At 68.4% G+C, this 12,167-nt stretch carries 12 protein-coding genes; 9 read left to right on the top strand and 3 right to left on the bottom strand.

Annotation, left to right across the window (positions count from 1 at the left end; all coding sequences use genetic code 11):
• Positions 1-23: 23 nt before the first annotated feature.
• Both QRN40_RS02675 and sdhC read right to left on the bottom strand, forming a co-directional pair.
• Complete coding sequence (locus tag QRN40_RS02675) at positions 24-467, bottom strand: succinate dehydrogenase hydrophobic membrane anchor subunit (protein WP_285113936.1); 444 nt, start codon at positions 465-467, stop codon at positions 24-26.
• A gap of 1 nt (position 468) precedes the next feature.
• Positions 469-885: a succinate dehydrogenase, cytochrome b556 subunit gene (sdhC, locus tag QRN40_RS02670; protein ID WP_285113935.1), complete on the bottom strand. Its 417-nt coding sequence runs from the start codon at positions 883-885 to the stop codon at positions 469-471.
• A gap of 162 nt (positions 886-1,047) precedes the next feature.
• Between sdhC and QRN40_RS02665 the strand changes: the two genes are divergently transcribed.
• Entirely contained in the window at positions 1,048-1,254 is a 207-nt protein-coding gene (locus QRN40_RS02665) for a hypothetical protein (protein WP_285113934.1), read from the top strand.
• A 3-nt stretch (positions 1,255-1,257) separates the two neighbouring features.
• On the opposite strand, the gene QRN40_RS02660 is transcribed toward QRN40_RS02665, so the two are convergent.
• Entirely contained in the window at positions 1,258-2,397 is a 1,140-nt protein-coding gene (locus tag QRN40_RS02660; RefSeq protein WP_285113933.1) for a mannose-1-phosphate guanylyltransferase, read from the bottom strand.
• A 74-nt stretch (positions 2,398-2,471) separates the two neighbouring features.
• Here QRN40_RS02660 and QRN40_RS02655 point away from each other — a divergent pair, with 74 nt between their 5' ends.
• The 8 genes from QRN40_RS02655 to QRN40_RS02620 all read left to right on the top strand — a co-directional run bounded on the left by QRN40_RS02655 (position 2,472) and on the right by QRN40_RS02620 (position 12,165).
• A complete protein-coding gene (locus tag QRN40_RS02655) occupies positions 2,472-3,641 on the top strand; it encodes a glycosyltransferase family 4 protein (RefSeq protein WP_285113932.1) in 1,170 nt (389 codons plus the stop codon).
• A 67-nt stretch (positions 3,642-3,708) separates the two neighbouring features.
• Positions 3,709-4,842, top strand: coding sequence for a magnesium and cobalt transport protein CorA (locus QRN40_RS02650; protein WP_285113931.1), 1,134 nt, complete (start codon positions 3,709-3,711; stop codon positions 4,840-4,842).
• A gap of 180 nt (positions 4,843-5,022) precedes the next feature.
• Positions 5,023-6,105 carry a BMP family lipoprotein gene (locus tag QRN40_RS02645; RefSeq protein ID WP_285113930.1) on the top strand — a complete coding sequence of 361 codons (1,083 nt, stop codon included), beginning with the start codon at positions 5,023-5,025 and terminating at the stop codon, positions 6,103-6,105.
• 212 nt (positions 6,106-6,317) lie between these two features.
• Entirely contained in the window at positions 6,318-7,838 is a 1,521-nt protein-coding gene (locus QRN40_RS02640; protein ID WP_285113929.1) for an ABC transporter ATP-binding protein, read from the top strand.
• A complete protein-coding gene (locus tag QRN40_RS02635) occupies positions 7,835-9,121 on the top strand; it encodes an ABC transporter permease (protein WP_285113928.1) in 1,287 nt (428 codons plus the stop codon). Before QRN40_RS02640 ends, QRN40_RS02635 begins: the two co-directional genes overlap by 4 nt.
• The gene (locus tag QRN40_RS02630) at positions 9,118-10,410 is read left to right on the top strand and encodes an ABC transporter permease (RefSeq protein ID WP_285113927.1); all 1,293 of its coding nucleotides are present in this window, start codon (positions 9,118-9,120) and stop codon (positions 10,408-10,410) included. Before QRN40_RS02635 ends, QRN40_RS02630 begins: the two co-directional genes overlap by 4 nt.
• Positions 10,407-10,844 carry a cytidine deaminase gene (locus tag QRN40_RS02625; RefSeq protein WP_285113926.1) on the top strand — a complete coding sequence of 146 codons (438 nt, stop codon included), beginning with the start codon at positions 10,407-10,409 and terminating at the stop codon, positions 10,842-10,844. The genes QRN40_RS02630 and QRN40_RS02625 overlap by 4 nt, the downstream gene beginning before the upstream one ends.
• A gap of 13 nt (positions 10,845-10,857) precedes the next feature.
• Positions 10,858-12,165: a thymidine phosphorylase gene (locus QRN40_RS02620; protein ID WP_285113925.1), complete on the top strand. Its 1,308-nt coding sequence runs from the start codon at positions 10,858-10,860 to the stop codon at positions 12,163-12,165.
• Positions 12,166-12,167: the final 2 nt, after the last annotated feature.

Genomic DNA, 12,167 nt, shown 5'->3' with positions numbered 1-12,167 from the left:
TGGTTACAGGATGCGGGGCTCGATCAGCGCGCGGGGCAGAACGACGGGAGGTCGGACGCCGCAGCACCGGCGGGGCACGGGTCGAATGTGAAGATGACGAGTGTCCCGAGCACGATCAGCACCACGACCGCGGCGAGCACGGCCCACTTCAGGATGCGGTTGACCGTGCGGTTGGACGCGTAGTCGTTGATCAGCGTGCGCATGCCGTTGCCGCCGTGGATGAGCGCGAGCCACAGCATCAGGAGGTCCCAGACCTGCCAGAACGGGGTCGCGTACTTGCCCGCGACGAACGCGAAGTCGATCTGCTTGACGCCCTGGCCGAGGACCAGGTTGATGAGCAGGTGACCGAAGATCAGGATGACCAGCACCAGGCCGGAGGCCCGCATGTAGATCCAGCCCCACTTCTCCCAGTTCTTGCCGGAGCGGGAGGAGCGGGCGGGGGTGCGCGGCGCTTCGATGGTCGTCACGTCAGTTCACCTCCGAGAAGATGTGCACGAGCTGCACCGGGACGAATCCGGCCATCAGGATGACCCAGAGAGCGATGACGATCCAGAACATGACCTTCTGGTACTTGACGCCCTTGCTCCAGAAGTCGATCGCGATGATCCGAAGGCCGTTGAAGGCGTGGAACACGATGGCGCCGACGAGGGCGATCTCGCCGAGCCCCATGATCGGGTTCTTGTAGGTGCCGATCACCGCGTTGTAGGCCTCGGGGCTGACGCGGATGAGCGACGTGTCCAGGATGTGGACCAGAAGGAAGAAGAAGATGGCGACGCCGGTGATGCGGTGGAGTACCCACGACCACATCCCCTCGCGACCTCGATACAGAGTGCCGCCCGGCCGGGTCTTGGCCGGCTGCAGGGTCCCTGCCGCTTGGTTAGACACGGACAACCCTCCCTGGTTGCGTTCGGTGATGGGCGCGGTGAGCGCAGCGCAAGTCTATGCCGCGTGCCCCACGATCGCTTCTTAGGGTGACCTTGGTTATCTCGACGTCGAGATAACCTGGCCGCCTCGACGCCACGACCCCCTCGGCGTACCGTCCACGGCATGACACAGGACGAACCGATCATGCACGGGAGCACCGACGCGACGGACGAGGCGAAGGTCGCCGGGATCGTCGAGCAGGTGCGCGCCGACGTGCGGTCGCGGGACTCCGAGGACTCGGAGCTGCTGCTCACGCAGAGGCTCGACGAGACGGGCATCCGGCTGCCGCCGGAGGAGATCGCCCGGCTCGTGGCCGAGATCCGGGGCTGACCCCTAGAGGACGTCCGTCGATCCGGTGAGCTTCAGCGCATCCACCACCGCTTTCACCCGCTGGGCGTTCTCGCTGGTCGTGACCAGGAGCGCGTCGGGGGTGTCGACGACGACGATGTCCTTCACGCCGATCAGGCTGATCACGCGCTTGCTCTGGCTGATCACGATCCCGCTCGAGGCGTCGGAGAGCACGCGCGCGTTCTCGCCGAGGATCGCGAGGTCGGACTTCCGGCCGCCCGAGTTCAGCTTGGCGAGCGAGGCGAAGTCGCCGACGTCGTCCCAGTCGAAGTAACCCGGGATGACGGCGAGGCGTCCGGCGGCCGCGGCGGGCTCGGCGACCGTGTAGTCGATGGCGATCTTCTCGAGGCCCGGCCAGATGCGGTCGACCGCGGGCCCGCGCAACGCCGGGTCGTCCCACGCCTCGGCGAGCTGCAGCAGACCTTCCAGGAGCTTCGGCTTGTTGCGGCCGATCTCCTCCAGCAGGCGGTCGGCGCGGGAGATGAACATGCTCGCGTTCCAGAGGTACGAGCCGTCGGCCACGTACCGCTCCGCGGTCGCCAGGTCGGGCTTCTCCTTGAACGAGGTGACGGTGAGGGCGCTCGGGGCGCCCGCCACCTCCAGCCGGTCACCGAAGTGGATGTAGCCGAAGCCGACGGCGGGCTCCGTGGGCTGGATGCCGATCGTCGTGATGTAGCCGGCGCTCGCGGCGGCCGCGGCCTCGCGGACCGCGGACTGGAACAGCGGGAGGTTGTTGATGACGTGGTCGGCCGCGAACGAGCCGATGATGACGCCCGGCTCGCGGCGTTCGAGGATGGCGGCGGCGAGCCCGATGGCCGCGGTGGAGTCGCGCGGCTCCGACTCGAGGACGACGTTCGGGTCTTCCAGCGACGGCAGCTGCGTCTCGACGGCCGCGCGGTGGGCGCGTCCGGTGACCACCATGATGCGGTGCTCGCCGGAGAGCGGCGCCAGCCGGTCCCAGGTGTCGCGGAGGAGGGTCTGACCCGAGCCGGTGAGGTCGTGCAGGAACTTCGGCGCATCGGCCCGGGACAGCGGCCACAGCCGGGAGCCGATGCCGCCGGCCGGGATCACGCTGTAGAAGCGCTCGATCGGGCTGCCCTGGGTGATCCTGCGCTTCTGAGTCATGCCGAAAGGATACCGAGCGGTCCCGGACACCGGCTGTTCACGGTCACGACACCGGCGGCTCCTAGCGTGGCGTCATGCGGGTCGCAGTGGTCAGCGAGAGCTTCCTCCCCACGGTGAACGGGGTCACGACGAGTGTGCTGAGGGTGCTCGACCACCTGGCGGCGCAGGGGCACGAGGCGATCGTGATCTGCCCGGATGCGGGGGCCCCGGCCGAGTACGCGGGATTCCGCATCCACCAGGTCCCGTCGGTCGCGTACCGGCAGTTCCCCGTCGGTCTCCCGAGCCCGCAGGTGCAGCGCATCCTCACGGCCTTCGCTCCGGACGTCCTGCACGCCGCCTCCCCCTTCTTCCTGGGGGCGCAGGCGATCGCGGCGTCGAACCGTCTCGGAGTGCCGTCGGTTGCGATCTACCAGACGGATGTCGCGGGCTTCGCGCGCCGCAACGGCCTCGGGATGACCTCCTCCATCGCCTGGAAGTACGTGCGCTGGGTGCACGAGGGCGCCGACCTCACGCTGGCCCCGTCCGCTGCGAGCGAGTACGACCTCCGCATCGCGGGCGTGACGCGGGTCGCGCGCTGGGGCCGCGGCGTCGACCTCGAGCGGTACCACCCCAATAAGAGGAGGACGCCCGCGGCGGCCGCGCTGCGCGAGCGGCTCTCGCCGGACGGCGAGACCGTGGTGGGCTACGTGGGCCGCATCGCTCCCGAGAAGCAGGTGGAGCGGCTGCGCGCGCTCCGCGGCATCGGGGGAGTGTCGCTCGCGATCGTCGGCGACGGTCCGTCGCGCGACGCGGTCGCCCGCGAGCTCCGCGGGATCCCGGTCACCTGGCTCGGCCGGCTCGGCGGCGACGACCTCGCCACCGCCTACGCGGCCTTCGACGTCTTCGCGCACACCGGCTCGGAGGAGACCTTCGGCCAGACGGTCCAGGAGGCGCACGCCTCCGGCCTCCCGGTCGTGGCCCCGCGTGCCGGCGGACCGATCGACCTGGTCGAGCACGGGGTGGACGGGCTGCTCATCCCGCCGTCGGAGGACCGCGCCCTGCGCGCGGCCGTCTCCATGCTCGTCCGGGACGGGTCGCTGCGGCGCCGGATGGGGGAGGCGGGCAGGCGGGCGGTCCTCGGCCGCAGCTGGGAGGTCGTCTGCGGCGAGCTGATGCGCCACTACGAGCGGGTCATCCTGAACGCTGTCGCAGACGTGGATGCGCCCGGCGTCCTGCCCGCGGAGGGATCGCGAGCGTACAGTTAGGTGGCCCCCGCCGGCCGCCCTGTCCTGTCCTGCGCAACTCACGTCCTCTGCACCCTGGAGGTGACCGATGGCCAACCTGAACCGACGCGGCATCCCGATGCCCTTCGTCACGCGCACCCGCCGGGTCGAGCCTCCCTCCAAGGTCACATCTGCTGCGCCTGCCCACGAGGCCGGCCGCCGGGCCAGCATGGTCGACAGCGCCATCTACGCGGACGGCGTCCGGGTCGCCTCGCCGACGAACCTCGCCGAGACCTACGCGGCGCTCGACCGCACGCCGGGCGGCGTCGCCTGGATCGGCCTCTACCGGCCGACCGAGCAGGAGCTGATGTCGCTGTCGGAGGAGTTCAACCTCCACCCGCTGGCCATCGAGGACGCCATCGTCGCGCATCAGCGGCCCAAGCTGGAGCGCTACGACACCGTGCTCTTCGTCGTGCTGAAGGCGGCCAACTACCTGGACGTGCCGGAGGAGGTCGACTTCGGCGAGCTGCACCTCTTCGTCGGACCGAACTTCGTCATCACCGTCCGCCACAGCGAGTCCCCCGACCTGTCGCACGTGCGACAGCGGATGGAGAGCGAGCCGGAACTGCTCGCGCTCGGCCCGCAGGCGATCCTCTACGCGATCATCGACGCGGTGGTGGATGCGTACAGCCCGGTCGTCGCCGGTCTGGCGAACGACATCGACGAGATCGAGACGCAGGTCTTCGGCGGGGATGCCCTGGTCTCCCGCCGCATCTACGAGCTGTCCCGTGAGGTGATCGACTTCCAGCGGGCCACGCATCCCCTCTCCGCCGTGATGCTGGCGCTGGAGCGCGGCTCGGTGAAGTACGGCGTGACCCAGGAGCTGGAACGCCGCCTCCGCGACGTGGCCGACCACCTCACGCAGGTGAACGAGCGCGTGGACGGATTCCGCTATCTGCTGCGCGACATCCTGACGGTGAACTCCACGCTGGTCTCCGAGCGCCAGAACGAGGAGATGACACGGCTGGCCCACTCCAGCAACCGGCAGGGCGAAGAGGTCAAGAAGATTTCGTCGTGGGCCGCCATCCTGTTCGCCCCCACGCTGATCGCCAGCATCTACGGGATGAACTTCGTCCACATGCCGGAACTGCAGTGGCCGCTCGGCTACCCGCTCGCCGTCCTGGCGATGGTCGGGCTGAGTGCTCTGCTCTACGGCATCTTCAAGCGCCGCGGCTGGCTCTGACGCCCCCTCCCCGAACGGGGCACGGCCTGCTCGGATGAGCACGTGCCAATCGCGTGAGCGTTTGTAACGCTTGCATGAAGAAGCCGGATTTTCGAACGGCGCCGTTCGTCACATTCGGTAACGTGAACCGCAGAAGCCTGCTATTACCCGCACAGGCTACGCATCTTGGAGGAAACAACCTTGACAATCACAGCCCGTAAGGCCGGCCTCGTCGGCCTGGCGGCGATCGGCGTCATGTCGCTGCTCGCCGCGTGCTCGGCTGCCCCGTCGGACAGCTCGTCCGGCGGCGCCGCGAAGAGCGACTTCCAGCCCTGCATGGTCTCCGACTCCGGCGGATTCGACGACCACTCGTTCAACCAGCTCGGTTACGAGGGCCTGCAGCAGGCGGCCAAGTCGCTCAACGTGAAGTACAAGTCGGCCGAGTCGAAGAGCGAGAACGACTTCGCTCCGAACATCCAGAGCATGGTCGACGCCAACTGCAACCTCGTCGTGACGGTCGGCTTCCTTCTCAAGGACGCGACGGAGAAGGCCGCGAAGGCGAACCCGGACGTGAAGTTCGCGATCATCGACGACAACGAGATCCAGGCGAAGAACGTCAAGCCGATCATCTTCGACACGGCCCAGGCCGCGTTCCTGGCCGGCTACGCCGCCGCCAGCTACTCGAAGACCGGCATCGTCGGCACCTTCGGCGGCATGCAGATCCCGACGGTCACCATCTTCATGGACGGCTTCGCCGATGGCGTGAAGTACTTCAACGACCAGAAGGGCAAGTCCGTCAAGGTCGTCGGCTGGGATGTCGACAAGCAGAACGGCTCCTTCACCGGTGGCTTCGACGCCAACGAGACCGCGAAGAACACGGCTCAGGGCATCATCGACCAGAACGCCGACGTCATCATGCCCGTCGGTGGCCCGATCTACCAGTCGGCCGCGCAGGCGATCAAGGACTCCGGCAAGCCGATCGCGATGATCGGTGTCGACGCCGACGTCTTCCAGTCCGACCCGACCGTGAAGGACCTGCTCCTCACCTCGGTCATGAAGGGCATGAAGCCGGCGACCAACGACGTCGTCACCCAGGCCGCCAACGGCAAGTTCGACAGCACCCCCTACGTGGGCACGCTGAAGAACGACGGCGTCGGCATCGCTCCGTTCCACGACTTCGAGTCGAAGGTCGACGCGGGCCTGCAGGGCGAACTCGACAAGATCAAGGCCGGCATCATCGACGGCTCGATCAAGGTCAGCTCGCCTTCGTCGCCCAAGCAGTAACAGCGCGACGAACGCACTCGACGGGGAGGTCAGCTCAGGCTGGCCTCCCCGTTCCGTTCGGCACTTGTCCGTACTGCTCACCTGAGCACACACTGACATATGTGCAAAAAGGTAGGGTGATGGGGCGCATCGTGGCCACCAGCCGCTGCGTGCCCTCCCATCGATGGACCCTTGTGCTCACGACGGGCGAGTAGAGAAGGAAATCCACCCGAATGAAGCTCGAACTCCGCGGCATCACCAAACGGTTCGGTGCCCTGGTCGCGAACGACCACATCGACCTGACGGTCGAACCCGGCGAGATCCATTGCCTGCTCGGCGAGAACGGCGCAGGCAAGTCCACCCTCATGAACGTGCTCTACGGCTTCTACCAGGCCGACGAGGGCGAGATCCTCCTGGACGACGCCGTCCAGCGGTTCTCCGGCCCCGGCGACGCCATGAAGGCCGGAATCGGCATGGTGCACCAGCACTTCATGCTCATCCCCGTCTTCACCGTCGCGGAGAACGTCATGCTCGGCCACGAGCAGACGAAGTTCGGCGGTCGCCTCGACCTCAACGCCGCGCGCGCCAAGGTTCGCGAGATCTCCGCTCGGTTCGGCTTCGACGTCGACCCGGACGCGCTGGTCGAAGACCTCCCCGTCGGCGTCCAGCAGCGCGTGGAGATCATCAAGGCCCTGTCGCAGAACGCCAAGGTCCTCGTCTTCGACGAGCCGACCGCCGTGCTGACCCCGCAGGAGACCGACGAGCTGATGGCGATCATGCGCCAGCTCAAGGAGCAGGGCACGGCCATCATCTTCATCACGCACAAGCTGCGCGAGGTGCGCGAGGTCGCCGACCGCATCACCGTCATCCGGCTCGGCAAGGTGATCGGCGAAGCCGCCCCCACAGCCACCAACGTCGAGCTGGCCTCCATGATGGTCGGACGCGCGGTCTCGCTGACCGTCGAGAAGGAGCCGGCGACGCCGGGCGCCCCGGCGCTCGTGGTCAAGGACCTCTCGGTCATCGACCCCATCGGGCAGCTCGTCGTCAACAACGTCAGCTTCGAGGTGCGCGCGGGCGAGATCCTCGCGATCGCGGGCGTGCAGGGCAACGGCCAGACCGAGCTGACCGAGGCGATCATCGGCCTGCAGCCGCGGGTCCAGGGCGAGATCCTGCTGGACGGCACGCCGATCCAGGGGCACAGCGTGCGCCGGGTGCTCGACGCCGGTGTCGGTTTCGTCCCGGAGGACCGCAACGAGGACGGCCTGGTCGGCGAGTTCAGCATCCAGGAGAACCTGATGCTCGACCGTTCGACGAGCGATCCGTTCGTCAAGGGCGGCAACATCCAGTTCTCCTACCTCAAGGACTTCGCCGAGGAGAAGGTGCGCGAGTTCGACGTGCGCACGCAGTCGATCGACACGAAGGTCGGCCGCCTCTCCGGCGGCAACGCGCAGAAGGTCGTGCTCGCCCGCGAGCTGAGCCGGGAGCTGCGGCTGTTCGTCGCCGCCCAGCCGACCCGCGGTCTCGACGTCGGCTCCATCGAGTTCGTCCACAAGCGGATCGTCGAGACCCGCGACTCGGGCGTCCCCGTGATCGTCGTCTCGACAGAGCTCGACGAGGTGGCGGCGCTCGCCGACCGGATCGCCGTGATGTACCGCGGCGGCATCGTCGGAATCGTGCCGGGTGACACCTCCCGTGAAGTCCTCGGCCTCATGATGGCCGGCGAATCGCCGCAGCAGGCAGGAGCAGCAGTATGACCGGGACCGACACCGCGCCGGCCCAGCCCGCGGAGCCCGGAGCGCCGGCTCCCGTCACCGGACGCGACGAGGAGCCCTCGCGCTGGAACCGCACCGTCCGCGACATCATGAGCGGCTCGGTGGTCATCTCCATCCTCGCCGTCGTGCTCGCGCTGATCGTCGGAGCGATCCTGATCGCCGCGACGGACCCGCAGGTGCAGCGCGCGGCCGGGTACTTCTTCGCACGGCCGGGCGATACCTTCTCGGCGATCTGGACCTCGGTGTCCAACGCCTACGTCTCGATGTTCCAGGGTGCGATCTACAACTTCCGCCGTCCCTCGTTCTCGGCAGGTATCCGCCCGCTGACCGAGACGCTGACGTTCGCCACGCCGCTCATCGTCAGCGGGCTCGGCGTCGCACTGGCGTTCCGCGTCGGGCTGTTCAACATCGGTGGGCAGGGGCAGATCCTGATCGCCGCGGCCGCCTCCGCGTGGGTGGGCTTCTCGTTCGACCTGCCGCCCGTGCTGCACCTGGTGCTCGCGGTCGCCGCGGGCATCGCCGGCGGCGCGATCTGGGCCGGCATCGTCGGCGCGCTGAAGGCGCGCACCGGCGCGCACGAGGTGATCGTCACGATCATGCTCAACTACATCGCCTTCTATCTGATCGCCTACATGCTGCGTACGCAGGGGCTGCTGCAGGCGCCGGGGTCGAACAACCCGAAGGCGCCCCCGATCCACGCCAACGCGGTCTTCCCGCCGCTGTTCGGCGAGCAGTACAACCTCACCTGGGCGTTCGTCGTGGTGATCGGCGCCACCGTGTTCGTGTGGTGGCTGATCAACCGCTCGAGCCTCGGCTTCCGTTTCCGGGCGGTCGGCGAGAACCCGAACGCGGCGCGCGTCGCGGGCATCAACGTCAAGAACGTGTACGTCTACGCCATGCTCATCGCCGGTGGCCTCGTCGGCATCGCGGGTGCGAGCCAGGCGCTGGGCGTCTTCCCCCAGGGCATCAGTTCGGGCGTGGATGCGGGCATCGGCTTCGACGCGATCACCGTCGCCCTGCTCGGGCGCTCGCGCCCCTGGGGCGTGTTCATCGCCGGTCTGCTGTTCGGAGCGCTCAAGGCCGGTGGCTACACCATCCAGGCCGCCAACGACATCCCGATCGACATCGTGCTCATCCTGCAGTCGCTGATCGTCCTGTTCGTCGCCGCACCGCCCCTGGTGCGGGCCATCTTCCGCCTGCCGGAGCCGGGGAGCTCGCCCCGGAGACCGCGTCCCATCGTCTCGAAGGAGGTGGAGGCCAAGTGACCACCACCGCCCCCGTCGTCCCCGACTCCTCGCCGATCGTCCTCGAGAAGGCGGAGATCCGCTCCTGGAAGGCCCCGATCGCGTTCGGTGTCTTCGTCGTGATCAGCGTCATCCTGTTCTTCGGGTTCGGGCGTCACGGGCAGAGTGCGTTCCGCTTCTCCGAGAACTCGGACGCGATCAAGCTCCCGCCGCTGACGGTCGACACGTTCGTCACCACCACGGTGGTCACGATCCTGCTCCTCGCCATCACCGCGTGGAGCGCGTACCTGTCCTACCGTGCCCGCAAGACGCCGATCTGGCTCGTGATCGTCTTCTCGCTGCTGTTCATGTTCGCGTTCCTCGCATGGGCGGACTCGGGCAGCCCGTACCCGGTGCCGGTCACGGGCCTCCTCCTCGGCACGATTACCCTCGCTGTGCCGCTGGTGTTCGGCGCCCTCGGCGGTGTCGTCTCCGAGCGCGGCGGCGTGGTGAACGTCGCGATCGAGGGCCAGCTGCTCGCAGGCGCCTTCGTCTCGGCGATGACCGCGACCCTCACCGGCAGCTGGGTGGTCGGCCTCCTCGCGGCGATGGTCGCGGGCGTGCTCGTCTCGTTCCTGCTCGCAGCCTTCGGGATCAAGTACCTGGTCGACCAGGTCATCGTCGGCGTCGTGCTCAACGTGCTGGTCATCGGCCTGACGAGCTTCCTGTACTCCAAGGTGCTGGCCGGCAACCCGCAGCTGCTCAACCACCCTCCGCGTCTGCCGAACTGGCCCATCCCGCTGCTCAGCGACATCCCGATCATCGGCAAGGTCCTCTTCGACCAGTCGATCATCGAGTACCTGATGTACATCGCGGTCTTCCTGGTGTGGTTCGGGCTGTTCAAGACCCGGTGGGGACTCCGCCTCCGCTCCGTCGGCGAGCACCCGGAGGCCGCGGACACGGTCGGTATCAACGTCAACAGCACCCGGTTCTGGAACGTGTCCCTCGCGGGCGCGATCGCCGGCCTCGGCGGCGCCTACTACACGCTGGGCTCGGTGGGCGCGTTCTCCAAGGAGATGACCGCCGGTCAGGGCTTCATCGCCCTCGCGGCCGTCATCTTCGGTCGCTGGGACCCGATCCGGGCCACCCTGGCGGCGCTGCTCTTCGGCTTCGCGACGAACCTGCAGAACGTGCTCAGCATCATCGGATCGCCGGTGCCGAGCGAGTTCATGCTGATGCTGCCCTACGTGGTGACGATCCTGGCGGTCGCCGGTCTCGTCGGCCTCTCGCGGGCTCCGGCCGCCGACGGGAAGCCGTACATCAAGTCATGAGCGCCGAGATCCCTACTCCCGACTCCATCGACTGGGATGCGCTGCGCTTCGCCGCGACCGAGGCGATGACGCACGCCTACGTGCCGTACTCGAAGTTCCCGGTGGGATCCGCCGCGCTCGTCGACGACGGACGCATCGTCAGCGGCTGCAACGTCGAGAACGCCAGCTACGGCGTCACCCTGTGCGCCGAGTGCGGCCTGGTGTCGTCGCTCGCGATGACCGGTGGCGGCCACCTCGTCGCCTTCACCTGCGTCAACGGCGACGGCGACATCCTGATGCCGTGCGGCCGGTGCCGCCAGCTGCTGTACGAGCACTCGGCGGAGGGGATGCTGCTCGAGACGGTGTCCGGCATCCGCACCATCGACCAGGTGCTGCCCGACGCCTTCGGGCCGCGCCAGCTCGCCGCCTACGCGGCCGAGCACGAGAACGACTGAACAGGAACCCTTCGTGACCGACCGTGCAGCAGAGGTCGAGGCGTTCGACGCCGTCGACCTGATCCGGACCAAGCGCGACCGCGGCGAGCTCACCACCGCCGAGATCGACTGGCTCATCGACGCGTACACCCGCGGCTACGTGGGTGACGAGCAGATGTCGGCCATGACGATGGCGATCTTCCTCAACGGGATGACGCGCCGCGAGATCAAGGACATGACACTCGCCATGATCGCCTCGGGCGAGCGGATGGACTTCTCCGCCCTCGGCAAGCCGACGGCCGACAAGCACTCCACGGGCGGGGTCGGCGACAAGATCACGCTGCCCCTGATGCCGCTCGTCGCGACCTTCGGCGTCGCGGTCCCGCAGCTGTCGGGTCGCGGGCTCGGCCACACCGGCGGGACGCTCGACAAGCTGGAGAGCATCCCCGGCTGGCGCGCCAACCTCAGCAACGAGGAGATGTTCGCGCAGCTGCAGAACGAGGGCGGCGTCATCTGCGCCGCCGGGTCGGGCCTCGCGCCCGCCGACGGCAAGCTGTACGCACTGCGCGACATCACCGGCACGGTGGAGGCCATCCCGCTCATCGCCTCCTCGATCATGTCGAAGAAGATCGCCGAGGGGACCAGCGCGCTGGTGCTCGACGTGAAGTTCGGTTCCGGCGCATTCCTCAAGGACATCGAGCGCTCGCGCGAGCTGGCGCGCACGATGGTGGAGCTGGGCCGGGATGCGGGCGTCGCGACGTCCGCGCTGCTCACGGACATGAACGTCCCTCTGGGGCTCGCCATCGGAAACGCCAACGAGGTCCGCGAGTCGGTCGAGGTGCTCGCCGGCGGCGGCCCCGCCGACATCGTCGAGCTGACGGTTGCGCTGGCGCGCGAGATGCTCGCGCTCGCCGGCCGTCCGGACGAGGACGTCGAGGCGGCGCTGAAGGACGGCCGCGCGATGGACAAGTGGTGTGAGGTCATCCGCGCGCAGGGCGGCGACCCCGACGCCCCGCTGCCGGTCGCCAAGGAGACCCACACCGTCGTCGCGGACCGCGACGGAATCCTCGTCGAGCAGGAGGCGCTGCCGTTCGGCATCGCCGCCTGGCGGCTCGGTGCGGGCCGCGCCCGCAAGCAGGACCCGGTGCAGCACGCCGCCGGGATCGACCTGCACGCGAAGCCCGGCGACCAGATCCGCGCGGGCCAGCCGCTGTTCACACTCTCGGCGGACGAGCCGGCCCGCTTCGAGCGCGCGCTCGAGGCGCTCGAGGGCGCCTACCGCATCGCGGAGCCGGGAACCGCGTTCGAGCGCGGCCCGCTGATCGCCGACCGCATCGCCTAGGG

This window comes from Leifsonia sp. fls2-241-R2A-40a (genome assembly GCF_030209575.1).
GTDB lineage: Bacteria > Actinomycetota > Actinomycetes > Actinomycetales > Microbacteriaceae > Leifsonia.
Note: the sequence above shows the minus strand (reverse complement) of the source record. Positions and strands in the feature narration are given on the sequence as shown.

Coding starts and splice junctions, on each gene's coding strand:
- QRN40_RS02665 (WP_285113934.1), top strand. CDS start 1,048: ATGACACAGGACGAACCGATCATGCACGGGAGCACCGACGCGACGGAC.
- QRN40_RS02660 (WP_285113933.1), bottom strand. CDS start 2,397: ATGACTCAGAAGCGCAGGATCACCCAGGGCAGCCCGATCGAGCGCTTC.
- QRN40_RS02655 (WP_285113932.1), top strand. CDS start 2,472: ATGCGGGTCGCAGTGGTCAGCGAGAGCTTCCTCCCCACGGTGAACGGG.
- QRN40_RS02650 (WP_285113931.1), top strand. CDS start 3,709: ATGGCCAACCTGAACCGACGCGGCATCCCGATGCCCTTCGTCACGCGC.
- QRN40_RS02640 (WP_285113929.1), top strand. CDS start 6,318: ATGAAGCTCGAACTCCGCGGCATCACCAAACGGTTCGGTGCCCTGGTC.
- QRN40_RS02635 (WP_285113928.1), top strand. CDS start 7,835: ATGACCGGGACCGACACCGCGCCGGCCCAGCCCGCGGAGCCCGGAGCG.
- QRN40_RS02625 (WP_285113926.1), top strand. CDS start 10,407: ATGAGCGCCGAGATCCCTACTCCCGACTCCATCGACTGGGATGCGCTG.